The following is a 25,092-nucleotide window of genomic DNA, read 5'->3' on the forward strand; positions in this document are numbered from 1 at the left end:
CCCCTAGTGAACACCAGCCGCTCCGCCTGCGGCGAGGGGCTTGCGGATCACCGCTAGCCTGGCCCCATGGCATCCGGCGAGCAGGTCGTGCAGATCGACGGCCGACGCCTGCGCATCACCAACCTCGACAAGGTCGTGTATCCCGAGACGGGCACGACCAAGGGCGAGGTCATCGCCTACTACTCGCAGATCGCTCCGCTCATGCTGCCGCACATACGAGGGCGACCGGTCACCCGCAAGAGGTGGGTCGACGGCGTCGGCACAGCGGATGCCCCAGCCGAGAGCTTCTTCACCAAGCAGCTCGAGCGAGGCGCGCCTGATTGGCTCAGGCGGATGCCGATCGAGCACTCCGACGGACCGAAGGAGTACCCGCTCGCCGACGACGTCGCATCTCTCGTCTGGTTCGCGCAGATCGCCGCCCTCGAGCTTCATGTGCCGCAGTGGCGGTTCACCCATTCGGGCGGACGCGGGATGCCGGATCGCCTGGTGCTCGACCTCGACCCCGGCCCCGGGGTGGGACTCGCCGAGTGCGCGGAGATCGCGCGGATCGCCCGAGGCATCCTGGGCGGGATGGGGCTGGAGCCCATGCCGGTCACGAGCGGCAGCAAGGGCATCCATCTCTACGCCCGGCTGCCGACGACCGACGACGGCACCGGTCTGCAGACGAGTGACGACGTCTCGGCGGTCGCGAAGGAGCTCGCGCGCCTGATCGAGGCCGATCACCCCGATCTCGCGACCCACGTCATGGCGAAGTCGCAGCGCGGCGGGAAGGTGTTCATCGACTGGAGCCAGAACAGCGCCTCGAAGACGACCATCGCGCCCTACTCGCTGCGGGGCCGCTCACGACCTTGGGTCGCCGCCCCGCGCACCTGGGACGAGCTCGACGACCCCGGTCTGCGGCACCTGGAGTACCACGAGGTGCTCGAGCGGATGGAGGCGGGGATCGATCCGCTCGCCGCGCTGGCGCCCGCCAGCACCGCTCTCACCTCGTACCTCGCGAAGCGCGACTCGGCGAAGACGCCGGAGCCCATGCCGCGCACGGCATACGCGAGCTCTGGCGGCGCGCCTCGCTTCGTGATCCAGGAGCACCACGCCAGCCGACTGCACTACGACCTGCGCATCGAGCGCGACGGCGTGCTGATCAGCTGGGCGGTGCCGAAGGGCGTGCCCGAGACCGCCGAGCGCAATCACCTCGCCGTGATGACCGAGCCGCATCCGCTGGAGTACCTGACCTTCGAGGGCGAGATCCCCGCGGGCGAGTACGGCGCCGGATCGATGACCGTGTGGGACACCGGCACGGTCGCACTGGAGAAGTGGCGCGACGACGAGGTGATCGGCACGTTCACCGGCCAGACGGGTGGGCGGCTGGGTTCCGCCCGGCTCGCGCTGATCCGCACCAGCGGAGAAGGTGAGAAGTCGCAGTGGCTGCTGCATCGCATGAAGGACGAGTCCTCTGCCCCCGAGCGTGCGACGTCTCGGCACCCTGCTCCCCCTCGCTCAGCGACCGCTCGATCAGCGACCGCCCACTCATCGCCCGCTCGCTCATCGCCCGCTCGCTCAGCGACCGCCCACTCAGCGGCGCCTGAGCGCATCGCGCCGGGTAGCGCCGTGACGCCGCCCCACGCGGCCGCGTCCGCGTCGTTCATCGCGCCGATGCTTTCGGAGTCCGGTACACCGGGTCTCGCCCGCTCGCTCAGCGACCCGTCCTGGGCAGAGATCAAGTGGGATGGCATCCGCGCGGTCGGCACCTGGCAGAAGACCGATGACGGTGACGGGCGCTTCACGCTGAGGGCCCGCAGCGGCACCGACATCACGGCCCGCTACCCCGAGCTCACCTCCGACGGCGCCCCGCACCTCCCGGCATCCGATGCGGTCGTCGACGGCGAGATCGTCGCCTTCGACCGCGACGGCCGGCCCAGCTTCGCTCGGCTGCAGAACCGGATGCATCTGACCAAGGGCCGCGAGATCGAGCGCGAGGTCGTGCGCACCCCCATCGTCTACATGCTCTTCGACCTGCTTCGCCTCGACGGGCACGACCTCACCGGCCTGCCCCTGCGTCAGCGTCGCGAGCTGCTCGAGCAGCTCGCGACCGGCCTCGATGCCCCCGTGCAGGTGCCACCCGTCTTCGACGACCTCGAGGCAGCGCTCGGCGCCAGCCGCGAGTTCGGGCTCGAGGGTGTTGTCGCGAAAGACCCCGATTCGAGGTACCGCCCCGGCCGCCGGACCGGCTCCTGGCTGAAGCTGAAGCAGACGCACACGCAGGAGGTCGTGATCGTCGGCATCCGCCCCGGTCAGGGCAACCGCCGCAGCGGCATCGGCTCGCTGCTGCTCGCCGTCCCCTCCGCCGAGGGCGGGCTGCGCTACGTCGGCCGCGTCGGCACGGGTTTCACCGACCGGATGCTGAGTGACCTGGCGACGCAGCTCGAGCCGCTGCGGGTGAAGGCGGCGCCGCTCGAGGTGCCCTCCCCCGATGCATCCGACGCGCTGTGGGTCAGGCCCGAGCTGGTCGGCGAGGTGGAGTTCGCCAACTGGTCGCCGGGTGGCATCCTCCGGCACTCCCGCTGGCGCGGACTGCGCCCTGATAAATCTCCCGACGAGGTGCGGCTCGAGGACTGACCGTCACCGCCGCCGTTCAGGTCGCACGTCAACCAGGATGGACGCTCGAACAGCGGGACCAATCGCCACCTGAGGACTGATCGGTGCGAGGAACCCACACCGGGTGCGGGTCAGGCGTGCGCCGCTTCGCATTCGTCGTGATCGGCCGGCTCGAGCTGGAAGGTCGAGTGCTCCACGTCGAAGTGGTGGGCCAGGCATCCCTGCAGCTCCTGCAGGAGCTTCGATGATCCGCCCGCCGCCAGCACCGCCGATTCGACCGTGACGTGCGCGGTGAACACGGGCGCGCCGCGTGTCAGCTGCCAGACATGCACGTCGTGCACGTCGACCACTCCCGGGTACACCTTCAGGTGATCGCGGATCTCGCTCACCGCCATGCCTTCCGGCGCCGACTCCGCGAGCACCGAGAACACCTCCCTCAGCAGCGAGACAGCGCGGGGCAGGATGAGCACGGCTATGAGCAGCGAGGCGATCGCGTCGGCGGGCATCCATCCCGTCGTGACGATGACCACGGCGGCGACGATGACCATAGCCGAGCCGATCAGGTCGCCCATCACCTCCAGGTACGCTCCGCGCACGTTGATGCTCGTCTTCTGCGCGCGGCTGAGCACCCACATCGCGACCGCATTGGCGATCATGCCGATGACCGCGACCGTGAGCATGAGCGGTCCCGCCACCTCGACCTCGCCCGGGTCGATCAGGCGCTGAACGCCCTGCACGGCGACCACCACCATCAGCACGATGAGGATGATCGCGTTGATCAGCGCACCGAACACCTCTGCGCGCTGGTACCCGAAGGTGCGCCGGTCATCCGCGGGGCGCGCAGCGACCGCGGTCGCGATCAGCGCGACCACGAGAGCAGACGAATCGGTGAACATGTGCGCAGCGTCAGCCAGCAAGGCCAGCGAGCCCGAGAGGATCGCGCCGATCACCTGCACCACCATCACGGTTGCGGTGAGCGTCAGCGAGATCGCCAGCAGGCGCCGGTGGCCGGCGTCGCGGATGCCTCCGGAGGCAGGAGCGTGGTCGTGCATGCATCCAGGCTAGGCCGGGCGCACGCCCGGCAAGCCCGGATCCGGGTAGTCGGGAACGGTAACGCTTCTCAATAGCGAGAAGCCCGGATGCTAGAGCGCGGTGAGCAGCGGAATCAGTGCCTGGAAGGCCCTGGCACGATGCGACTGCGACTGCTTCTCGGCGTCGGTGAACTCACCGACCGAGCGCTCGGCGTCGGGAGCCTGACCGTCGGGGATGAAGATGGGGTCATAGCCGAATCCGCCGGCACCGGATGCCCGGTGTGCGAGGCGCCCTGGCCAGATGCCCTCGACGGTGCGCTCGCTCTCGGCGGTGACGAGTGCGATGGTCGAGTGGAACTGCGCGGCGCGGTGGGGGTCGGCGACATCGTGGAGCTGATCGAGCAGCAGCTCGAGGTTCGCCGTCGCATCCTTCTTCTGGCCAGCCCAGTACGCCGAGAACACTCCGGGTGATCCGCCGAGGACATCGACGCAGATGCCGGAGTCGTCTGCGAGCGACGGCAGCCCGGTGTGCGCGAACGCGGCTCGCGCCTTGATCAGCGCGTTCTGAGCGAACGTGACGCCGTCTTCGACCGGCTCGGGGCCGTCGTAGCCGATCACTTCGAGGTCGGGCCGCGTGGCCGCCACGATCTGCTGGAACTCGGCGACCTTGTGCGGGTTGTGCGTGGCGAGGACGACCTTCACTCGGCACCGCCCTCAGCCAGCGCCGCGAGCTGGTGCTGCTGCAGCGTCGCGCAGCCGTTCACTCCGAGCTCGAGCAGAGCATCCAGCTCGCGCTTGTCGAAGGGTGCTCCCTCGGCGGTGCCCTGCACCTCGACGAAGAGTCCACGGCCCGTGACGACGACGTTCATGTCCGTCTCAGCCCGCACGTCCTCGACGTAGGCGAGGTCGAGCATCGGCTCGCCGTCGATGATCCCGACCGAGACCGCGGCGACGGTGTCGAGCAGAGGGGTGGAGTTCTTGCCGATGAACTTCTTCGCGCGGCCCCATTCGATGGCGTCGGCGAGGGCGACGTACGCTCCGGTGATCGCCGCGGTGCGAGTGCCGCCGTCGGCCTGCAGCACGTCGCAGTCGATGACGATCGTGTTCTCGCCGAGTGCCTTCGTGTCGACGACGGCACGCAGCGCCCGGCCGATCAGTCGCGAGATCTCGTGCGTGCGGCCGCCGATCTTGCCCTTGACGCTCTCGCGGTCGTTGCGCGAGTTCGTCGCGCGCGGCAGCATCGCGTACTCGGCGGTGACCCAGCCCTTGCCCTTGCCCGTCAGCCAGCGGGGAACGCCGTTGGTGAACGAGGCCGTGCAGAGCACCTTGGTGCCGCCGAAGCTGATCAGCGCGGATCCTTCGGCGTGCGCGGACCAGCCGCGTTCGATCGTGATCTCGCGAAGCTGGTCGGTGCTGCGGCCGTCGGCGCGGACGATGTCTGACATGGTGTCCTCTCGGAGGGGTGAGGGCTGAGGCTGTCGGCTCTCAGGGCTGGTGGTCGGCTTCGCGCAGGTACGGCAGCTCGAGAACGCCGGTCTGCACGAGCTGCACGTCGCGCACCTCGTGCCCCATGAGGCGGTTGGCGAGCACGGCGAAGTCGGTGGCGGATGCCCCTGTCGCCTCGTACACGTAGCTGGCGACAGCGCCGGGCGAGGCGAGTTCGCCGCGCTTGACCAGCTGGCGGTAGACATCGGCGGCGGTCTCGTCGTCGCTCGACACGAGAGAGACTCCGTCGCCCATCACGTAGCTGATCGCGCCGCGCAGGAAGGGATAGTGCGTGCATCCGAGCACGAGCGTGTCGACCTCGGCCTCGCGCAGCGGCGCGAGGTACTCCTCTGCGACGGCCAGCACCTCAGGTGTGCCGGTTATGCCCGCCTCGACGAATTCGACGAAGCGAGGGCACGCGGCGGTGAACACCTGCAGTCGCTCGTTCACCTCGAGCATGTCCTGGTAGGCGCGGGATCCGATCGTTCCGACCGTGCCGATCACCCCGACACGGCCGTTGCGGGTCGTCGAGACGGCGCGGCGCACCGCAGGGCCGATGACCTCGACGACGGGAACGTCGTAGCGCTCCCTCGCGTCGCGCAGAACGGCGGCGGATGCCGTGTTGCACGCGATCACGAGCATCTTCACGCCCTGGTCGACGAGCGTGTCGAGAACCTCGATGCTGTATCGCCTGACATCGGCGATCGGCTTGGGGCCGTAGGGCGAGTGCGCGGTGTCTCCGACGTAGACGAGCGACTCCTGCGGCAGCTGGGCGCGGATCGCGCGAGCCACGGTCAGTCCGCCCACACCGGAGTCGAAGATGCCGATGGGCGCGTCGTTCATGATGCCCAAGCCTACTCGGCGGGGTGCTCGCCCCGGGCCGCGGCGAGCGCCTGGCGCAGGTTGCCGCCCGACTGCTCGAGCGCAGCGCGCGCGACGTCGGCATCGACGCCGGTCTCGACGAGCGCGATCGCGAGCTTCACGGATCCGTCTGCGGTGCTCAGCGCCTCGGCGGCCTTCTCCGGCGAGCAGCCGGTCGCATGCATCACGGTGCGCTCGGCGCGAGCCCGCAGCTTCTCGTTGGTGGACTGCACGTCGACCATGAGATTGCCGTACACCTTGCCCGACTGCACCATCGCGACGGTCGAGATGGCGTTGAGCACCAGCTTCTGCGCCGTGCCCGCCTTGAGCCGGGTCGAACCGGCGACCACCTCGGGACCGACGACGACCTCGATCGCGACATCGACGCCCTGCGAGATCTCGGAGTCGCGGTTGCACGCGAGGCTCACGGTGAACGCGCCCCGTTCGCGCGCCGCGCGCAGCGCGCCGCTCACGTAGGGAGTGCGACCCGATGCCGAGATGCCCACGATCGCGTCATCAGGGCCGAGCCGGCTCGCTGCCTCGGCGCCGGCGTCGACGTCGTCTTCGGCGTTCTCGACGGCGTTGCGCAGCGCGTGCTCGCCGCCCGCGATGATGCCGACCACCAGCGAGGGGTCGGTGCCGAACGTGGGCGGGATCTCACTGGCATCCAGCACCCCCATCCGCCCCGCCGTGCCTGCGCCGACGTACACGAGCCGGCCGCCGCGGTGCAGCCGGTCGACGATCCCGTCGATCGCGCGGGCGATGCTCGCACCCTCGGCGGCGACAGCCTGTGCCGCCACGATCCCCTGCTCGGTCATCAGTGCGACCTGGTCGACGGTGCTCAGCAGGTCGAGATCGGCGAACGCCGGGTCGACGCGCTCGGTCGACAGGGTCTCGAGGGTGGAGCGCAGCTCTTCGCGGTCTGACATGTCGTTTCTTCCTTCGGCGTTGCGGCGGATGCCCGGTGAGGGCGTTCAGTGGGTGAGCAGAGCGCGCCGTGCGGCCCGAGCGGCCAGCCGGCTCGCGGCCGGAGACGAGACGACGGGCCCGTCGGCGTGCGCGGGCAGGCCGACGTTGACGGCGACCACGCGCGGCGCGACCGATCGGATGGTGTCGAGCACGTGCCGCTGCGGAGTGCTGGCGTCGATGCGGTCGACGAGCACGATGGTCTGAGCCGCGCCCGCACGCTGCACGACGCCCCCGATCTCGGCATCATCAGCGGACTCTGCATCGAGCCTGATGATGTCGCCGCCCTCGGCGAGCGCCAGGGCGACGTGAGACGCGGCGCTGTCGACGGCCAGGCTCGAGGCGCGGCGAAGGTCGATGACCGTGGTGGGCTGGTCGATGAAGACCGGCAGGTCGCCGTGCACGCGCACGGCTCGGTCGGCGATCGCGTCTGCGTCGAAGGGCACCTCCGATGCGGCGGAGCGCGGGCGCACGGCATCGGCCATCGCCGCGACTCGCCCCGCGGCCTCCGCGACCCGCTCGTGCGAGAGCTCGCCGCTGCGGATCGCGGCGATGACCGCGTCACGGGCGATCAGGTAGTCGATCTCGTCCTGGTCGGGCAGCATCGCGGGGCCGGGGTTGGTGGGGTTGCCGATGCACAGCAGATCGGCCCCCGCCGCAAGAGCGCGCACCGCTCCCCCGCCGATGCCCACCCGCTGGCGGATCGCCGCCATGTCGAGGGCGTCGGTGATGATCACGCCATCGAATCCGGCTGCGCGCAGCCGCCCCAGCACATCGCTGTTGAGTGTGGCGGGCGCGTCGCCCCACTGCGGGGCGCAGATGTGCGCGGTCATGATCGCGCGCACGCCCGCGTCCACCGCGGCCGAGAACGGCGGAAGGTGGTGCGCGTCGATCTCCTCCTGAGAGAGGGTCAGCGCCGGCAGATCGTGGTGCGAGTCGGTGTGGGTGTCGCCGTGGCCGGGGTAGTGCTTGGCGCAGGCCGCCACTCCCGCCCGCTGGATGCCCCGCACGGCGGCGGCTGTGTGCCGCGAGACGAGGGCGGTGCTGTCGCCGAACGCCCGCACGCCGATCACGGGGTTGCGGGGATCGGTGTTCACGTCTGCCACAGGGCCGATCACGACGTCGGCGCCGATCGCATCGACGCGCCGCCCGATCTCGTAGCCCGTCGCCTCGGTGGCGTCCAGGTCGTCGACGACCCCGAGCTGCGCCGCTCCCGGCACCGTCGAGCCCGTGTCGGTCTCGAGCCGGGTGACGCTGCCGCCTTCCTCATCGATGCCGATCAGCGCTCGGGGCGCGCGGCGGTGGATCTCGGCGCTCAACGCCGCAGTGTCTCCATGCAGGTTCTGCGCGAAGTACACGACGCCGGCCAGACCGTCGTCGAGGGCCGTCCCGAGCCACTCCGGCATCTCGGACCCCAGGAAACCCGGCCAGAGCACGCCGTTCACGAGTCGAGTCAGCTCATCGGCCTGCGGCATGCGGGAATCCTCCATGATCGGGTGGGTGCGGAGTGGGGCTGCGCCCTTCAGTATTCCGGATCCGGCGCCTCGATACACTGGCCGGATGAGCTCCGCGTTCCTCACCGACCGCTATGAACTGACCATGCTCGCAGCCTCGCTGCGCGACGGCACGGCATCGAGGCCCAGCGTCTTCGAGCTGTTCTCGCGTCGCCTCTCGGGCGGTCGTCGCTTCGGTGTCGTCGCCGGCACCGGCCGGCTGCTGACGCTGCTGCGCGACTTCCGGTTCGGCGACGACGAGCTGCGGTATCTCCGCGATAACCAGGTGGTGGATGCCGAGGCCGTCGCGTACCTCGAGAACTACCGCTTCACCGGCACCATCCTCGGCTATCGCGAGGGCGAGCTCTACTTCCCCGGCTCCCCCATCCTCACCGTCGAGGGCACCTTCGCCGACGCCGTCGTGCTCGAGACGCTGGCGCTCAGTGTGATGAACCACGACTCCGCCGTCGCGACGGCGGCATCCCGCATGAGCATCGCCGCCGGCGAGCGCCCCCTCGCCGAGATGGGCTCGCGCCGCGCGGCCGAGCAGTCGGCGGTGGCTGCGGCGCGCGCTGCGTACATCGCGGGATTCGGATCGACGAGCAACCTCGAGGCCGGCCGCCGATGGGGCATCCCGACAATGGGCACGGCAGCGCACTCGTGGACGCTGCTGCATGACTCCGAGGAAGCCGCGTTCCGCTCGCAGATCGACAGCCTCGGCACCGGAACGACGCTGCTCGTCGACACCTACGACATCGAGAAGGGCGTCGAGACGGCCATCCGAGTCGCCGGCACCGGGCTCGGCGGCGTGCGCCTCGACTCGGGCGACCTGCCGCTCGTCGCCGCAGCCGTGCGCCAGCAGCTCGACGAGCTGGGTGCCACCGAGACCAAGATCACGGTCACGAGCGATCTCGACGAGTACGCGATCGCCGCGCTGGCGGCCTCGCCCGTCGACTTCTACGGCGTCGGCACCTCGGTCGTCACCGGCTCCGGATACCCCACCGCGAGCATGGTGTACAAGCTCGTCGCCAGGCAGGACTCCGCCGGGCGCTGGGTCGCCGTGGCCAAGGCCTCGACCGACAAGGGCTCGAAGGGCGGGCGCAAGGCCGCCTTCCGGACCCTGGAGAACGGCGTCGCCGTGGCCGAGACCGTATCGGTCGCCGACGGCTTCGAGCAGGTCGATACCGCCGCTGAGCACCCTGACTCTCGTGCGCTGCAGGTCGTGCTCGTGGACAGTGGCGAGATCGACACGGCGCACGAGGGTGCGGAGGGAACGGCATCCGCTCGCGAGCACCACCTGCGGGTGCGCGAGGAGCTGCCGGTGCGTGCGCTCGCACTCAGCAAGTCGGATCCGGCGATCCCGACCGTCTTTGTCGACGCCGACTGACGCGGGTCCGCGTCAGGACACCATGCTCTCGTAGATCTCTTTGCAGGTCGGGCAGATGGGGAACTTCTCCGGATCGCGACCCGGAGTCCACTTCTTTCCGCAGAGGGCGCGCACCGGCTTGCCGGTGATCGCCGACTCGAGGATCTTGTCCTTCTTCACGTAGTGCGAGAAGCGCTCGTGGTCGCCGGGCTCGAGGTGCTCCTCGCGGAGCAGTTCTTCGAGCTCGCGATCAAGTGTTGCCACGCCACCCTGATCGGGGCTTTCCAGCGGAGTACTCATGCGGAGATTCTATCCGCCGCCTCACGCGTCGGGGCCCGGTTCCTGAGCCGGGGTCCGCACAGAAGGCTCAGGTCGTCTCGACGAACTCCATGAGCCGCTCGCCGCTGCGCTCGAAGATCGCCGCCCCGATCGCAGAACCACCGAAGAGCACCCCGACGCCCGTGAGCACGCCCACCCAGAACGTCGACGCCCCGTGCTGCTCGCCATCGATGAGTGTCAGCGCGAACAGCCAGATCGTCGGAGTGCTCGCCAGCAGAGCGCCGACGAACGTCAGGGCTGCTCCATACGAGCCATGCGATGACGAGCGCTGCGGCTGCTGGAACGGGCTGTCGCCCGGGCGCGAGACGGCGTACGGGGCGACCACCGAGGCGACGCTCGAGATACCGAGGCCCGTCAGCAGCAGGGCCGCCGTGACCCCGATGAGCGGCAGCATGAGATGCCAGTCCGCTATCACCGCGAGGGTGACCGAGATCCCGACCGCGAGCACGGGCAGCGCGACCAGAAGCACAGGCACCAGCCGGCCGAAGCGATCGGGCAGCCCGCGCACGCCGCTGGCGATGTGCATCCACAGCGCGGTGGAGTCGTATGCGACGTCATTGTGCGGCAGCCAGCCGAAGAACAGGGCCATGAGCGGCACCGGCACGAGCGCCGCGATCCACAGCGGCACCCCGGCGACGAGCAGCGGGAACACTGTCAGCACACCGGCGATCGGCACCACCAGCAGGTTCACGATGTAGCGGCGGTCGCGCAGCCAGTAGACGAGACTGCGAGCGGCGATGGCACCGAAGGCGTTCGCGGGCAGCGAGCCGAACCAGCCGAGACCTGAGCGCTCACGGGTGGCGTACGGCCGTTCTGACGCGGTGAGCAGGCGACGCACGAGGAGATTCCAGATCAGCAGCATCCCGCCGATGGTCGCCAGCGCGACCAGCCCGCTCACCCAGGCCGCCGTCGCCTCGCCTGCCGCCACATGGAACAGGAACGCCTGGGGCGCGGCGAGCGGCGAGAACCCGACAATGCTCGTCGCCGTGTGCACGGCGGAGGGAACCTGGCCGTCCCACCGCAGCGATGCGAAGTAGGCGGCGACGGGGAACGCGATGACGATCACCGGGAGGGTGAACAGCACGGTCAGCTCTCGAGAGCGACGCTCGGGCAGCAGGATCGCGCTGATGGCCATGCCTATGCGGGCGGCGAGGGCGATCGAGATCACGCCGATCGCCCCGAACAGCACGGCTGCGCCCCACGCCACTCCGGACTGCACGGCGACGACCACGACGCACGCCGTCACGGCGATCAGGGCGAGGCTCGGCACGCTGATCAGCGAAGCCAGCACGAGTGTCCAGCCGAGGCGTCGCTCGTCGAGCCCGAACGGCCAGAAGCGCCGCGGATCGAGCTGGTCGGGAGTGCCGGTCAGCATGGGACCCACGAAGAAGGCGAGCATCAGCGCCGCGGCGCCGAGAACCACGACGGTCTCGGCCGTGGGCAGCGGGGCCTGGCCGAGCCCGAGGATGGCGACGCAGACGGCGACGGTGGCGGCGATGGATGCGACCAGCGCGATGGCGGCGCGCACGGCGTGCTCTCCGCGCAGAGCACCGACCAGCAGCGCCAGCCTCAGTCGGAGAACGTGTGCAGCCACTCGAGGCCCTCCACTTCGCCGCCGGTACCCGAGAGCTCGACGAACCGCTCCGTGAGCGTCTGCCCTGCGCGCACCTCGTCGATGGTGCCTTCGGCGAGCACCTCACCGCCGACGATCACGGCCACGCGCGAGCACACGCGCTCGACGAGATCCATGCCGTGGCTCGACAGGATCACCGTGCCTCCGTGCGACACGTACGAGCGGAGGATGTCGAGGATCACCCCCGACGACACCGGGTCGACCGCTTCGAACGGCTCGTCGAGCACGAGGACGCGCGGCGAGTGGATCAGGGCGCCTGCGAGCATCACCTTCTTGGTCATGCCGGCCGAGTAGTCCGACACCACGCGGCTGAGCGCCTCGCTGAGGTCGAATGCACGGGCGAGGTCGGCGGTGCGCTTCTCGATCACGGCGCGATCGAGGCCGCGCAGCTGACCGTAGTAGTGCAGCAGCTGGCGTCCGGTGAGGCGATCGAAGGTGCGCAGACGGTCGGGCAGCACTCCCATGACGCGCTTGGCCTCGAGCGGCTTCTCGCGCTGGTCGATCCCGCTGATGTGCACGGTGCCCGCGTCAGGGCGCAGCAGTCCCGCGATGATCGACAGCGTGGTGGTCTTGCCCGCGCCGTTCGGGCCGACGAGGCCGTAGAACGACCCGGCGGGCACAGTGAGATCGACATGGTCGACAGCGTTCGTGTCACCGAAGCGCTTCACCAGACCGCGGATGCGGATGGCCTCACGGGCCACCGGCTGGCCGTCGGCGGACTTGGCTGCGATCGCACCGGCGTCGAGCGCGGGCAGATCGACAGCGGGGGTCACAGCGATCTCGTCTGCGGTCTCCGCGTGCGGAGCGGCATCAGCGTCAGCAGGGGCATCCGTGGCGGATTCCTCGGACGAGGGAAGGTCTGCGGCCTCGGATCCGGGCACGGTGGCCCCTGACGCGTCGTCGGTCGGCGCGCCGGTCGCGGAGACGTCGGACGCCGAGGCCTCTTCCTCGTTCGCGTCGGGTGCGGGTGAAGCGGACGCGGGCGTGACAGGCGCGTCACCCGCCGGATCGTCGACGATGGTGGCGGATGCCGCAGTGCTGCTGCGCGGAGGCCTGGCCTCCGCGAGGTCCGCACTGTTCGAGGCTGCGATCAGTCTGCGCCCTGGCTCGGATTCCAGAGCGATGACCACGTCGGTGGTCACTTCGGGCATCGACGGTGCGACTCCCCCAACGGGCGCATCGAGTGCGGCACCGGCTGGCCGATCCGCTGTCGCCTTCGTGTCGGTCTTCGCAGTCGTGGTCTTCTCCGCCGACGTCGTCTTCACTGCCGCCGTCTTCGCAGAGGTCTTCTTCGCCGCCGTCTTCTTCGCCGACGTCGTCTTCGCTGCTGCCTTCGTCGCGGGTGTCGACGCACCGGCCGTCGACCCGGCAAGGGTGGACTTGGCAGTGATGGACTTCGCAGTGGTGCTCTTGGCGGCCGCGACCGTGGCCGCGGTGCTCTTCGTGGCCCCGGCGGATCTCCTGGCCGCAGCGGACTTCGCGGCGGCCGGCTTCGCCGCCGCGCGCTTGGTCCCAGCGGGTCTGGCTCCCGAAGTCGCCTCGGAGCCGGCGGCGTCTGGCACCGACGTCTCGACACCCGTCGTCTCGGCCAGCGCCGCCTTCGCCGCCGCGGCCTTCCTGGCCCTCACCGTGGCCGCGGCCTTCTTGGCTGCCTCGCTGCGCTTCGCTGCTGCCGCCTTCTCCGCCGCACTCTGCGCGGCCGTCGCCCGGCTGGTCGACTTCGCCGCTGCGGCCGTGGTGCTCGCCTTCTTGACTGCGGCCGCGCGGCCAGCATCCGCCGCTGCCGCCTTCTTCGCCGCTGCGGTCTTCGCGGCGGCAGTCGACGCCGCCGCCTTCTTCACGGCCGCAGTCCTGACTGCGCTCGACGTCGCGGGCTTGCGTGGCGCGCGAGCAGGCTTCTTCTGCCCTGCTGGCGCGTCAGCACGTTCTGCGAACGTGCTCTGGCTGCCTTCGATGCGAAGCTCGCCGTCGATTCGGGGCTGATCGTCGATTAGGGCATCCTCTGAGTCACGCGCGGCAGTCACTCCTCTACGGTACCAACCGCTCCTGACAGCGCTCAGGGGCACCGCCGTCGAACCAAACCCGGGAAAGCAAGCCCCTTGCATGACGCTGGGAGAAACGTGTGGAATCAATCACGAAAGGGCAACGGGACCGCCTCCTCCCGATGTCTCCCAGCCTCGATCGGTACCATTGCGGAGGCACGAAGAGGTGTCCCGTCGGTGAACCGACAGTGAACACAGTTCTTTCTTAGGAGATTCCGTGACTCTTCAGACCGTCATCCTCGCAGCCGGCATGGGCTCGCGCCTGGGCCGCGCCCTGCCGAAGCCGCTCACCGAGCTCAGCGACGGCCGCACGATCATGGGCCAGCAGCACGACAACATCCGTGCAGCGTTCGGCGACGAGGCCCGCATCACGACCGTGGTCGGCTACCGCGCCGAGACGATCATCGAGGCCTTCCCGTCGGCGAAGTACGTGCACAACGAGCGCTACGACGTCACCAACACCTCGAAGAGCCTGCTGCGCGCACTGAGCGCCACCGGCAAGGGCGGTGTGCTGTGGATGAACGGCGACGTCGTCTTCGACCCGCGCATCCTCGGCCGCGCAATCGAGTACATCGAGCGGGACCAGTCGTTCGTCACTGTCAACACCTCGAAGGTGAGCGACGAAGAGGTCAAGTACACCGTCACCGCGGAGGGGTACATCGACGAGCTCTCGAAGACCGTCAAGGGCGGTCTCGGCGAGGCAGTGGGCATCAACTACATCTCGTCTCGCGACAAGAAGGCGTTCATGCGGCAGCTGCAGCGTGTCGACGACCAGGACTACTTCGAGCGCGGCCTCGAGCTGTCCATCGCCGAAGACGGCCTGCTGCTGGAGCCGATGGACGTCTCCGACCTCTACGCCGTCGAAGTCGACTTCGCAGAGGACCTGGAGCGCGCGAACCTCTTCGTGTGACCCCTTTCTGACACGCGTCACCCGAGAGCCCCGCCCCTGTCAAGGGGAGCGGGGCTTTCGGCATTCTCGCGGATGCCCTGCATAAGATCGGCGCATGCGTGAGAAGGTCCACAAGATCCACTCCCTCTCGGAGGACTCGCCGTGGGACAAGCCCGTCCCCCCGGTGGGTTCTCGCGAGCACCCGCTCAGCGTGCGCAGCCTCGACCGGGTTATGGGCGTGCAGCGCCCGCTGGTCGTGGCGCATATCCGGAGCATCCGCCGCCGTCATCCCAACGCCACCCCCGAGCAGATCGTGCGGATCCTCGAGGCGCGCTATCTCGCCGCGGTCACGGCGGGCGGCGCGGCGGTGGGAGCGACCGCCGTCGTTCCCGGCATCGGCACGGGCATCACGCTGGCGCTGTCGGGAGTCGAGACGATCGGATTCATGGAGTCGACCGCCCTCTTCGCGCAGTCGGTCGCCGAGGTGCACGGGATCGCGATCGACAACCCCGAGCGCGCACGCGCCCTGGTGATGACGCTGATGCTCGGCAAAGAGGGTGTGGATCTCGTCTCGCAGCTCGCCAAGCAGGCGACAGGCAGAGGCGGCACGCGCTCGTCGTACTGGGGAGAGATGGTGACCAAGTCCCTGCCGAAGGCGGCTATGGGCCCGATCGTCGATCGGCTGAAGTCGGAGTTCATCCGGCAGTTCGCCAAGCGCGGCGGCGCATCGTTCCTCGGCAAGGCGCTCCCGTTCGGCGTCGGCGCGGTCGTCGGAGGCGCCGGCAACCATATGCTCGGGCGACGGGTGCTCACCACCTCGCGGCGGGCGTTCGGCGCGGCACCTGCTGTGCTGCCGGTCGAGCTCGAGCCGACGCCGGGCAGCGAGAGACTGGAAGCACGGATGCTGAAGGGCGCCCGGTTCATCGGGTCGAAGCTGCGGCGCGCGCCGCGTGAGGTGGAGCCCTCCCCGTCCGAGCGGCCTGCCTCGACGACGGGATCATCGCCCTCCACAGACACGGACTGAGCGCGAGTTGTGCACGGATCAGGTGGCGTCGTCATCGCGACCTCCGGGAGGTCTGACCTCCTTCCTACGGTGACGGGATGCAGCGTCCCCACGATCCGGAACACCCCGATCCCCCTGTCGCGTACTGCGTGCCGTGGGTGATCACTCGACGCGACAGGATCCACCCCGTCTTGCTCAATGCCGGTCGCGAGCCTGTGGACTTCGTGCGGGCCTTCCGCGACGTCGACGATCAGCAGGTGGTCGACCTGTGGGGGCGGGTGCTCCCCGGGGAGACTGTCGAACTGTGCCTGTGCGCGTCCGACCCTGACGAAGTGGTGGTCTCCATCGCGTGGTTCCGGCGCCTCGATGGACTGGAGTACCTGTGGCGCTTCGTCGTGTGAGGCTGGGGATTCCCAGGCGCGCCGATCCCCTGTGCCGTCCGGGGGTCGGCGCCGCCTCAGCCGGCGTGTGCCGGCCGGCCGTGAGCACTCGCACCCAAAGGATCCTCGGTTCCGTTGTGGCGAGCATCCAACAGCAGAACGGGCCCCGGCGCTAGTGTGGAATCCGTGACCGACAAGCCAGACCTCTCGACCACGGCCGCCCGGATCGCGAACCTTCGCGACCGCTTCATCGATGCAGTCGTCGAGCCCGAGAAGATCGCCCAGCAGAAGCAGCACGCCAAGGGCAAGATGACCGCTCGCGAGCGCATCGAGCTGCTGGTCGACAACGGCAGCTTCGTCGAGTTCGACGAGTACGTGCGCCACCGCACCACCGCGTTCGGCATGGATCGCAACCGCCCCTACGGCGACTCGGTCGTCACGGGCGTCGCCACCATCCACGGCCGCACGGTCGCGGTGTACTCGCAGGACTTCACCACCTTCGGCGGCTCACTGGGCGAGGTGGCCGGTGACAAGATCATCAAGATCATGCAGTTCGCCCTGCAGAACGGGATGCCCATCATCGGCATCCTGGACTCGGGCGGAGCCCGCATCCAGGAGGGCGTGCTCGCGCTCAGCAAGTACGGCGAGATCTTCCGGCACAACACCCGCTCGTCGGGTGTCATCCCGCAGATCTCGATCATCATGGGGCCTGCAGCCGGCGGCGCCGTCTACGGCCCCGCTCTCACCGACTTCGTCATCATGGTCGACAAGACCAGCCAGATGTTCGTCACCGGTCCCGACGTCATCAAGACCGTCACGGGCGAGGATGTCGGCATGGAGGAGCTCGGCGGCGCGCTCACGCACAACACCCGTTCGGGAGTCGCGCACTACCTGGCTGAGGACGAGGATGACGCGCTCGACTACGCGCGCACCCTGCTCAGCTACCTGCCTGACAACAACATGGCCGAGATCCCCGCCTACGACTCTCACTTCGAGTGGGAGACGACGGACGCCGATCACGTGCTGAACAAGATCATCCCCGACTCCCCCAACCAGCCCTACGACATCCACACGGTGATCGAGCATGTCGTCGACGGCGGCGAGTTCCTCGAGGTGCAGCCGCTGTTCGCCCCGAACATCGTCATCGGCTTCGGCCGTGTCGAGGGCCGCTCTGTGGGCATCATCGCCAACCAGCCCTCGCAGATGGCCGGCACGCTGAACATCGAGGCGGGCGAGAAGGCCAGCCGTTTCGTGCGCTTCTGCGACTCGTTCTCGATCCCGATCGTCACCCTCGTCGACGTGCCCGGCTACCTGCCCGGCACCGACCAGGAATGGACCGGCGTCATCCGGCGCGGTGCGAAGCTGATCTACGCCTACGCCGAGGCCACCGTGCCGATGGTCACCGTGATCCTGCGCAAGGCATACGGCGGCGCATACATCGTGATGGGCTCGAAGCAGCTCGGCGCCGACATCAACCTCGCGTGGCCCACCGCCGAGATCGCCGTGATGGGCGGCCAGGGTGCCGTCAACATCCTCTACCGCGGAGAGATCAAGAAGGCCGAGGAGGCCGGTGAAGACGTCGCCGCCGTGCGCAGCCGCCTCGCCGCCGAGTACACCTACGGCGTGACCAGCCCGTTCCTCGCCGCCGAGCGGGGCGAGATCGACGGCATCATCGAGCCCTCTGCCACCCGCGTCGCCATCGCGAAGGCGCTGCGCGCGCTGCGGGGAAAGCGCGCCGAGCTGCCGCCCAAGAAGCACGGGAACATCCCGCTGTGACCGAGGCCGATGAGACCCCGCGCATGGAGATCGTGCGCGGCAACCCGACCGAGGAAGAGCTCGCGGCGCTCATCGCCGTCGTCGCCGAGGCGTACTCGCACGAGTCCGCCGAGGCGGTCGCCGATGTTCCGCACGTCTCGGCGTGGCAGCGGACGCAGCGAGCGCTGCGCCGCCCGCTGCGTCGCGACATCCCCTGGGGGCGCTACTCGGGCTGACGGCACGCCCCCTGGGTGGGCCGAGCCCTCTCTGACGGCCGAAGCAGACGGCGTCGGCGCCGGAAGCCGGTACTTCGTCTAGCACAAAAGCGTGTCCCCCGAAATACCTACAGACAGACGGCTTGCGCGGGCGCGACACTGATAGGGACGCTTCGCGTTAGGCGGCTGCTCTGTCCCCAGGGTAGGCAGACGCAGCACCGCCCATCAGCGGACAGTTTTCGGGTAGCTGTTCCGCACATGGCGAGGGGCCGGCAGATATGCCGCCCCTCGCCTTTCCCATGCGTGCCGCGCTCGCATGCGCCCGGCCGTCATTCGGCCACGCGCCGGATCTCATGCCAGAGCTCGACCGCGTCATCGTCGGTGGCACCGCCCGCCGTGCGTCCGACCACCGTCACGGCGTTCGTCTCGTCGCGTCCGGCGCGGATGATGAGGCGGTTCGAGTGCGCGCGCGCCAGCACTCCTGCCAGCTCGGCGCGGATCTCGTCGATGCGCTGCTCGTCGATCCCCTCGAGCCCGCCTTCGTCGAACACCGTCACGGTGGCGCCCGCCCGACGTGCTTCGGTGATCGCCTCGCGCACGGCGTCGCTCATCAGATCGCCACCCCGCAGCTCGTCGCGCAGAGTCCCCTCGGCGAGCCTCGCCTGCAGGCGCTCGTCTTCCGAGAGCTGTCCGCGCACCGCGATCGTGCGGCTGAGCACCGGGCCCGCAACCGCCAGCGCGCGCTGCGCCCGCACCCGGCGCTCTCGCTGACGAACGAGCTGGGTGGCGTGCCAGGCCGACACGGCGCGCTGCACGTCTGCGAGCCGTTCGGTGTCGCGCACCGCGCGATCCCAGAAGAACACCAGCAGCTGCGCAACCACCACCCACGTGATCGAGCCGACCAGCCCGAGGGTGAACGCCGAACCGATGCCCATGAACGCGCACGCCGCGACGATGAGGGTCACCAGCATCGCCCACCCGACCAGCGGGCGCCTGCGCACGATGCAGACGACCGCGAGAAGGCCCGTGGCTCCGATGTACCAGGTCGCGAACCCGGCGCCGCGAAGCGACGGCTCCAGCGCGAGACTGACCAGCACCGGCACGATCGCGCTGCTCACGAGGGCGAGCATGGCGGCGCCCACGGGCATCCGCACCTCGCGAGGGGCGCCGAGCACGGCCGTGAGCACGGACGCGAGATAGAACGCGATCGCGGCGACGATCAGCAGCGGGGCATCGGGCTGCACCGTCCACCAGATCCCGCGCGCGGCGAAGTACAGCGCGAACCCGAGGGCCAGTGCGGTCGTGATGCTGCGGACGGAGCGCCTCATGACGGCTCCCAGGAGAGCACGACCGTCGTGCCGTCGGCATCCGAGTCGATGCGGGACTTTCCCGCGACAGCCGCCATGCGGGCGATGATCGATGCACGGATGCCCAGGCGGTCCTCGCCGATGACCTCAGGGTCGAAGCCGGGACCGCTGTCGACCACGGTCACGCTGAGTCGATCCGGCGACGCCGATTCGGCGAGAACGTGCAGGCCCCTGCCGCCCGCGTGGGCCAGGGCGTTTCCGATCGCCTGACGTGCGGCCAGCACCATGGCCCGTGCGACCTTGCCTGGCACCTCCGCCTCGGCCGAGCCGCGCTCTTCGACCACGGCGTCGACGCCCTGCTCAGACAGGGTGCGCCGCAGTTCCGCGACGATCTGCGCGCGCGAGACGGGGGCGTCGCTGCCCTCCTGAGCGATCGACGCCTCGGTGTTCGCCAGACGGGTGAGCGCCTCTCGCGCCATCGTCACGGCGAGCGCCCGCTCGCGCTCTCCTCCGGCGCGTTCGGCGGCGATCAACGCGGCGAGCACACTGTCGTGCATGAGGGCGGACATCGCCACGCGCTCTTCCTCGGCAGCCGATGCCGCAGCCGCGGACGCGTAGCCCTCGACCGCCTGCGCTCGCGCCTCGTCGACGCCTGCCGCCACCTGACGGAACATCCAGGCCAGCGAGATGATCACCGACCCGAGGATGATGGTGAACGTCACATCGAATCCTGTGCTGATCCACCAGCTCTGCTCGAAGTCGCCCTGGACGAGCCGAACCCACCCGTAGAGGATCGGCAGCGTGAGGGCCCAGATCAGCTGCACGCGGGGCGTGAAGGCGAGCATCGCCGCGACCACCCCGATGTTCACGAGGAAGAAGATCCACGGCTGGTTCGACGGCTCGCGCACCGTGCGGTCGACCACGACAGGCCAGACTGCGAGGGCGGCGGCGTAGGCGACCGTGAAGGTGCCGGCAGCCGGCTTGACCCCCTTGCCGATCAGGCACGCGACGATCATCCACAGCAGGGGCGCGAAGACCAGCGCCATCATGCCGAGATGAGCGGCGTCAGGCTGGTTGAGCCTGGTCACCGCGGCGGTCAGGGCCTGCGCTCCGAGGGCGGCCGATCCGATGGCGCCAACCGTCGAGAGGATCCGCTCCATGCGCTGACCGGTGAAGCGCTCGAGTCCGATACCGACTTCGCCCTGCGAGGGGATGCTGCTCCACGCCTCCTTCAGAGTGCGGTCGTCAGCCGCCACTGGGAACACCGTCCGGAGCGACGATGCCGTCCTCCATGGCGCGCCGCAGCAGATCCACCTTGGTCGGCGCGGGACGCCCGACCTCCACGTACTTCACCCGGATGCGCGTGATGTTCTCCTTGGCGGTGGAGTAGGCCACCCCGAGTCGCTCGGCGACCGCCTTCAGAGGCAGCCCGGCGGCGTAGAGCCGGAGCACCTCGCGCTCACGGGTCGACAGCTGCGCGTCGGCGAACTCCCGGTCGCCGTCGACGGCGCTCGCCCACTCGACGTTGTTCAGAGCCTCGCCGCGCGCGACCGTGCGGATCGCGTCGAGCACATCGTCGAGGGCGGAGGACTTGCTGACGACGCCGGCCGCTCCCGCGGCGAGCGCCTCTCGGACGGAGGCGGGCCGGTCTGCGACGCTGTGGATCACGACGCTCGCGCCGTCGGCGACGAGAGTGGTCACGTTCTCGGTCACGGTCGTGCCGTCGCCGAGCGTGAGGTCGAGCACGACCACGTCGACGGGCGGCTCGGCGGAGGAGGCGCGCCAGGTCAGGTACTCCTTGACCGTTCCGCCTGAGAAGACGACGCGCTGCTCACCGTCGCGCATGCACGCGGCCTCCAGGCCGAGGCGTACGGACTCGTGGTCGTCGATGAGGGCGACGGTGCTCATCCCGCCAGCCTACCCAGTACAACGGGGTCTGCCGGTATACCGGTTCGGTGCGGACCAGAAAGGACGGCTCAGCGGGAGAGCAGGGCGACGGCCTCGAAGTGGTGCGAGTGGGGGAACAGGTCGAATGCGCGCAGCGACGCGATGTCCCAGCCCAGCTCGCGAAAAGTGCCGAGGTCACGAGCGAGAGCGACCGGATCGCAGGCGACATAGACGACGGTCTCGGGGTCGAGCGCGTGGATCGATTCGACGACGCCTCTGCCTGCTCCGGCGCGGGGCGGGTCGAGCACGACCGCGCCGGCGCGGGTCCCATCAGGGATGCCTGTCAGGAACCTGTCGACGCGGGCGGTGACCGCGTGCACATCGACGTCAGCCAGGTTCGCACTCGCGTGCTCGGTCGCGCGGCGGTCGGACTCGACCGTGACGATGTCGGTCGCTCCCTGCTCGGCGAGCGTCGAGGCGAACAGGCCGACTCCGCCGTAGAGGTCGAAGTGCGTGGCATCCGGGTCGACCCGACCGGCGAGCGCCTGACCGACGGCGTCGTGCAGCGTCTCGGCGGCGCGGGGGTGCACCTGCCAGAATCCCCCGGCGTCGAGCTGGAAGCGACGGCCCCCGACCTGCTCGAACACGACCTCCGGTCGACCACGTCGGGCCCCCTCCGGGCGCGGCAGGACGCGCGCGCGACCGTCGGCTGGTTCGACGATGTCGACGCGGCCCGGCTTCTGCGAACGCAGGCCGAACGCTGCGGCCTCAACGGCAGGGCGCGCCAGCGGCAGCGTGGCGACATCGATCACGCGGTGGCTGCGCGCGGCGTACGGGCCGACGCGTCCGTCAGCGTCGACGTGCAGCGAGACGCGGGTGCGCCAGCCGGTGCCGTCGCCCTGATCGACCGGCTCGACCGAGGGGGCGTCGACCCCGGGGCCCGCGAACTTGTCGAGCGCCTCCTGCAGCACCCGCTGCTTGAGCATCCGCTGGTGCTCCAGTGCGATGTGTCCCAGGTCGGCGCCTCCGACCCGATCGGCGGGCGACCGCGAGATGTCGGCCTCTGCCCACACGTGGTCGCGTCGGTGCGGAGACGCCTCGATCACTTCGAGCGTCTCGGCCCGCCAGAATCGCTTGCCCTCGTCTCCCTCGGTCACCTCCGCGCGCACCCGCTCGCCGGGGATGGCATCGGGCACGAACACGACGCGCCCCTCATGCCGTGCGATGAAGGTGCCGCCGTGCGCGATACCGGTGATGTCGAGGTCGAGTGTGCGCGCTGAAGAGGTCATCCCTCCAGGATCCCACACGGCGCTCCCACGCCACGGGCTAGCGTTGACTCATGCGCGTGTGCCTGGCATCCACCTCCCCTGCCCGCCTGATGCTGCTGCGGCAGGCGGGCATCGAACCGATCGCCCTCTCCCCCGCGGTCGATGAGGATGCGGTGGCCGCTGCGGCGAGCACGGAGCGCGGCGCCGCGCTCCCGCCCGAGGAGCTCGTCCTGCTGCTCGCCAGGGCCAAGGCCGCCGAGGTCGCGCACCGCATCCACGACGAGCATCCCGGATTCGACGGCATCGTCATCGGGGGCGACTCGATGTTCGCCATCGGAGGGCAGGTGCACGGCAAGCCGTACACGCCCGAGGCCGCCCGTGAGCGCTGGCAGCAGATGCGCGGCGCCACAGGGATCCTGCACTCGGGCCACTCCGTCTTCCGCGTCTCGCCGGGGGCGGAACCGGTCGAGGCGACGGCCGTGGCCGAGGCGTCGGTCACCTTCGCCGATGACGTCACGGATGCCGAGCTCGAGGCGTACATCGGCACCGGCGAGCCCCTGCACGTGGCCGGCGCCTTCACTGTCGACAGCCTGGGTGGCGCGTTCATCACCCGTGTCGAGGGCGACCCCTCGACCGTGGTGGGCATGTCGCTGTCGACTCTGCGACGCCTGGCGAGGGAGCTCGGCGTGGTCTGGACCGATTTGTGGGCGACGGCCTAACGGGTTCGCACATTTCTTGTGGAGAGTCGTCAAAAAGATCGGCGTCGACCTCGCTAGGCTGAAGCCCATGCCTGATATCGCCAAGGTGCTCATCGCGAACCGCGGCGAGATCGCCGTACGCATCATCCGCGCCGCCCGGGACTCCGGAATCTCTTCTGTCGCCGTGTACGCCGACCAGGACCGCGACGCCATGCACGCGCGTCTCGCCGATGAGGCGTACAGCCTCGACGGGTCGACAAGCGCGACGACCTACCTGCAGATCGACAAGATCCTCTCGGTCGCACGTCGTGCCGGAGCGGACGCCGTGCACCCCGGCTACGGCTTCCTCGCCGAGAACGCCGACTTCGCCCGGGCCGTGATCGGCGCGGGAATGACCTGGATCGGTCCGTCGCCTGAGGCCATCGAGGCACTCGGCGACAAGGTCACCGCGCGTCACGTCGCCGAGAAGGTCGGCGCACCTCTCGCCCCCGGCATGCCGGGGCCGGTCGACGGTGCCGACGAGGTCATCGCGTTCGCGAAGGAGCACGGCCTGCCGATCGCGATCAAGGCGGCCTACGGCGGCGGGGGCCGCGGTCTGAAGGTCGCACGCGAACTCGACGAGGTCGCCGAGCTCTTCGAATCGGCCACTCGCGAGGCGGTCGCCGCCTTCGGCCGCGGCGAGTGCTTCGTCGAGAAGTACCTCGACAAGCCGCGCCACGTCGAGACGCAGTGCCTGGCCGACTCCGCGGGCAATGTCGTCGTGATCTCGACGCGCGACTGCTCGCTGCAGCGTCGCCATCAGAAGCTTGTCGAAGAGGCTCCCGCGCCCTTCCTGACCGATGAGCAGAACGAGCTGCTGTACTCGGCGTCGAAGGCCATCCTCAAAGAGGTCGGCTACGTCGGCGCGGGAACCTGCGAGTTCCTCATCGGCGCGGACGGCACCGTGTCGTTCCTCGAGGTGAACACGCGCCTGCAGGTCGAGCACCCGGTCTCGGAAGAGGTCACGGGCATCGATCTGGTGCGCGAGCAGTTCCGCATCGCCGCCGGCGGCACCATCGACTACGACGATCCGGCGCCGCAGGGGCACTCGATCGAGTTCCGCATCAACGGCGAGGATCCGGGTCGCGGGTTCCTCCCCCAGCCTGGCCCTATCAACGTCTTCAAGACGTTCGGCGGCCCCGGCATCCGCCTCGACTCCGGCGTCACCGCCGGCGACGCCGTCTCGGGCGCCTTCGACTCGCTGCTGGCGAAGATCATCGTCACCGGTCGCGACCGCGCCGAGGCGCTCGAGCGCTCGCGTCGGGCCCTCGACGAGTTCGAGGTCTCCGGCATGCCGACCGTGCTGCCCTTCCACCGCAAGGTCGTCAACGACCCCGCCTTCGTCGCGGCCGACGGCGAGTTCGGCGTGTACACGCGCTGGATCGAGACCGAATTCGTCAACGACATCCCCGCGTGGGACGGCGAGCTGGAAGGCCCTGCGGCAGCACCGGGCCGCCACACGGTCGTCGTCGAGGTGGCAGGCAAGCGCCTCGAGGTGAGCCTGCCCGACCGCGTCGCCGCTCCCGTCGCAGGCACCGCGGGTCGTCCGGCGGCCGCGCCGCCGTCGCGTCGCAGCCACACCGCCACCGCGAACGCGGGCGCCTCAGGCGACGCCGTCAAGTCGCCGATGCAGGCCACCGTGGTCAAGCTGGCCGTCGAAGAGGGCCAGCAGGTCGTCAAGGGCGATCTCGTGGTCGTGCTCGAGGCCATGAAGATGGAGCAGCCGCTGCAGGCGCACAAGGACGGCGTGGTCGGCAACATCGACGCCACGCCTGGTGCGACCGTGTCGGCAGGGCACCAGCTGCTCACGATCAGCTGATCCGACCTGACAGTGCAGAAG

At 69.7% G+C, this 25,092-nt stretch carries 23 protein-coding genes; 10 read left to right on the forward strand and 13 right to left on the reverse strand.

Annotated elements, in window-relative coordinates; genetic code table 11:
* The first annotated feature begins 66 nt into the window (after nt 1-66).
* Nucleotides 67-2,616, forward strand: a complete 2,550-nt coding sequence (locus JOE67_RS03110; RefSeq protein ID WP_204974100.1) for an ATP-dependent DNA ligase — start codon at nt 67-69, stop codon at nt 2,614-2,616.
* 110 nt (nt 2,617-2,726) lie between these two features.
* Here the strand turns inward: JOE67_RS03110 and JOE67_RS03115 are convergent, their stop codons facing one another.
* The 6 genes from JOE67_RS03115 to JOE67_RS03140 all read right to left on the reverse strand — a co-directional run bounded on the left by JOE67_RS03115 (nt 2,727) and on the right by JOE67_RS03140 (nt 8,413).
* Nucleotides 2,727-3,647 carry a cation diffusion facilitator family transporter gene (locus JOE67_RS03115; RefSeq protein ID WP_204974101.1) on the reverse strand — a complete coding sequence of 307 codons (921 nt, stop codon included), beginning with the start codon at nt 3,645-3,647 and terminating at the stop codon, nt 2,727-2,729.
* A 90-nt stretch (nt 3,648-3,737) separates the two neighbouring features.
* Nucleotides 3,738-4,328 (reverse strand): RdgB/HAM1 family non-canonical purine NTP pyrophosphatase, encoded by a 591-nt coding sequence (gene rdgB, locus JOE67_RS03120; RefSeq protein ID WP_204974102.1) that lies wholly within the window; start codon nt 4,326-4,328, stop codon nt 3,738-3,740.
* Nucleotides 4,325-5,071 (reverse strand): ribonuclease PH, encoded by a 747-nt coding sequence (rph, locus tag JOE67_RS03125; RefSeq protein ID WP_204974103.1) that lies wholly within the window; start codon nt 5,069-5,071, stop codon nt 4,325-4,327. Before rph ends, rdgB begins: the two co-directional genes overlap by 4 nt.
* Nucleotides 5,072-5,111: 40 nt before the next feature.
* Nucleotides 5,112-5,954: a glutamate racemase gene (murI, locus tag JOE67_RS03130; protein WP_204974104.1), complete on the reverse strand. Its 843-nt coding sequence runs from the start codon at nt 5,952-5,954 to the stop codon at nt 5,112-5,114.
* Nucleotides 5,955-5,965: 11 nt separating this feature from the next.
* Entirely contained in the window at nt 5,966-6,901 is a 936-nt protein-coding gene (gene murQ / locus JOE67_RS03135; RefSeq protein WP_204974105.1) for an N-acetylmuramic acid 6-phosphate etherase, read from the reverse strand.
* A 45-nt stretch (nt 6,902-6,946) separates the two neighbouring features.
* On the reverse strand, nt 6,947-8,413 hold the full coding sequence (locus JOE67_RS03140) for a glycoside hydrolase family 3 protein (RefSeq protein ID WP_204974106.1): 1,467 nt from the start codon (nt 8,411-8,413) through the stop codon (nt 6,947-6,949).
* 85 nt (nt 8,414-8,498) lie between these two features.
* Here JOE67_RS03140 and JOE67_RS03145 point away from each other — a divergent pair, with 85 nt between their 5' ends.
* A complete protein-coding gene (locus tag JOE67_RS03145; RefSeq protein ID WP_204974107.1) occupies nt 8,499-9,818 on the forward strand; it encodes a nicotinate phosphoribosyltransferase in 1,320 nt (439 codons plus the stop codon).
* A 12-nt stretch (nt 9,819-9,830) separates the two neighbouring features.
* Here the strand turns inward: JOE67_RS03145 and JOE67_RS03150 are convergent, their stop codons facing one another.
* The 3 genes from JOE67_RS03150 to JOE67_RS03160 form a co-directional block, all read right to left on the reverse strand.
* Nucleotides 9,831-10,097 (reverse strand): DUF3039 domain-containing protein, encoded by a 267-nt coding sequence (locus JOE67_RS03150; protein WP_204974108.1) that lies wholly within the window; start codon nt 10,095-10,097, stop codon nt 9,831-9,833.
* A 67-nt stretch (nt 10,098-10,164) separates the two neighbouring features.
* Nucleotides 10,165-11,730: a hypothetical protein gene (locus JOE67_RS03155; RefSeq protein WP_204974109.1), complete on the reverse strand. Its 1,566-nt coding sequence runs from the start codon at nt 11,728-11,730 to the stop codon at nt 10,165-10,167.
* Nucleotides 11,706-12,920 (reverse strand): ABC transporter ATP-binding protein, encoded by a 1,215-nt coding sequence (locus JOE67_RS03160; protein ID WP_239527960.1) that lies wholly within the window; start codon nt 12,918-12,920, stop codon nt 11,706-11,708. The genes JOE67_RS03155 and JOE67_RS03160 overlap by 25 nt, the downstream gene beginning before the upstream one ends.
* Between JOE67_RS03160 and JOE67_RS03165 the strand changes: the two genes are divergently transcribed.
* From JOE67_RS03165 to JOE67_RS03190, 6 genes are all read left to right on the forward strand, one after another.
* Nucleotides 12,892-13,752 carry a hypothetical protein gene (locus JOE67_RS03165; protein WP_204974110.1) on the forward strand — a complete coding sequence of 287 codons (861 nt, stop codon included), beginning with the start codon at nt 12,892-12,894 and terminating at the stop codon, nt 13,750-13,752. The two genes, JOE67_RS03160 and JOE67_RS03165, sit on opposite strands and share 29 nt — an antisense overlap.
* 276 nt (nt 13,753-14,028) lie before the next feature.
* A complete protein-coding gene (locus tag JOE67_RS03170; RefSeq protein ID WP_204974111.1) occupies nt 14,029-14,721 on the forward strand; it encodes an NTP transferase domain-containing protein in 693 nt (230 codons plus the stop codon).
* A 94-nt stretch (nt 14,722-14,815) separates the two neighbouring features.
* Nucleotides 14,816-15,724, forward strand: a complete 909-nt coding sequence (locus tag JOE67_RS03175) for a hypothetical protein (protein WP_239527961.1) — start codon at nt 14,816-14,818, stop codon at nt 15,722-15,724.
* A gap of 77 nt (nt 15,725-15,801) precedes the next feature.
* The gene (locus JOE67_RS03180) at nt 15,802-16,104 is read left to right on the forward strand and encodes a hypothetical protein (protein WP_204974112.1); all 303 of its coding nucleotides are present in this window, start codon (nt 15,802-15,804) and stop codon (nt 16,102-16,104) included.
* 165 nt (nt 16,105-16,269) lie between these two features.
* Nucleotides 16,270-17,859 (forward strand): acyl-CoA carboxylase subunit beta, encoded by a 1,590-nt coding sequence (locus JOE67_RS03185; RefSeq protein ID WP_420827630.1) that lies wholly within the window; start codon nt 16,270-16,272, stop codon nt 17,857-17,859.
* Nucleotides 17,856-18,074: an acyl-CoA carboxylase subunit epsilon gene (locus tag JOE67_RS03190; RefSeq protein WP_338041478.1), complete on the forward strand. Its 219-nt coding sequence runs from the start codon at nt 17,856-17,858 to the stop codon at nt 18,072-18,074. Before JOE67_RS03185 ends, JOE67_RS03190 begins: the two co-directional genes overlap by 4 nt.
* A 308-nt stretch (nt 18,075-18,382) precedes the next feature.
* On the opposite strand, the gene JOE67_RS03195 is transcribed toward JOE67_RS03190, so the two are convergent.
* From JOE67_RS03195 to JOE67_RS03210, 4 genes are all read right to left on the reverse strand, one after another.
* Nucleotides 18,383-19,381, reverse strand: a complete 999-nt coding sequence (locus tag JOE67_RS03195; protein WP_204974114.1) for a hypothetical protein — start codon at nt 19,379-19,381, stop codon at nt 18,383-18,385.
* Complete coding sequence (locus tag JOE67_RS03200) at nt 19,378-20,616, reverse strand: sensor histidine kinase (RefSeq protein ID WP_204974115.1); 1,239 nt, start codon at nt 20,614-20,616, stop codon at nt 19,378-19,380. The genes JOE67_RS03195 and JOE67_RS03200 overlap by 4 nt, the downstream gene beginning before the upstream one ends.
* Nucleotides 20,606-21,268, reverse strand: coding sequence for a response regulator transcription factor (locus tag JOE67_RS03205; protein WP_204974116.1), 663 nt, complete (start codon nt 21,266-21,268; stop codon nt 20,606-20,608). The genes JOE67_RS03200 and JOE67_RS03205 overlap by 11 nt, the downstream gene beginning before the upstream one ends.
* A gap of 68 nt (nt 21,269-21,336) precedes the next feature.
* Nucleotides 21,337-22,536, reverse strand: coding sequence for a class I SAM-dependent RNA methyltransferase (locus JOE67_RS03210; RefSeq protein ID WP_204974117.1), 1,200 nt, complete (start codon nt 22,534-22,536; stop codon nt 21,337-21,339).
* A 50-nt stretch (nt 22,537-22,586) separates the two neighbouring features.
* Between JOE67_RS03210 and JOE67_RS03215 the strand changes: the two genes are divergently transcribed.
* Together JOE67_RS03215 and JOE67_RS03220 are read left to right on the forward strand one after the other, a co-directional pair.
* Entirely contained in the window at nt 22,587-23,234 is a 648-nt protein-coding gene (locus JOE67_RS03215) for a Maf family protein (protein WP_204974118.1), read from the forward strand.
* Between the two features lie 67 nt (nt 23,235-23,301).
* Complete coding sequence (locus JOE67_RS03220; RefSeq protein ID WP_204974119.1) at nt 23,302-25,071, forward strand: acetyl/propionyl/methylcrotonyl-CoA carboxylase subunit alpha; 1,770 nt, start codon at nt 23,302-23,304, stop codon at nt 25,069-25,071.
* The last annotated feature ends 21 nt before the right edge of the window (nt 25,072-25,092 follow it).

It is taken from the genome of Microbacterium esteraromaticum, from assembly GCF_016907315.1.
Taxonomy (GTDB): domain Bacteria; phylum Actinomycetota; class Actinomycetes; order Actinomycetales; family Microbacteriaceae; genus Microbacterium; species Microbacterium esteraromaticum.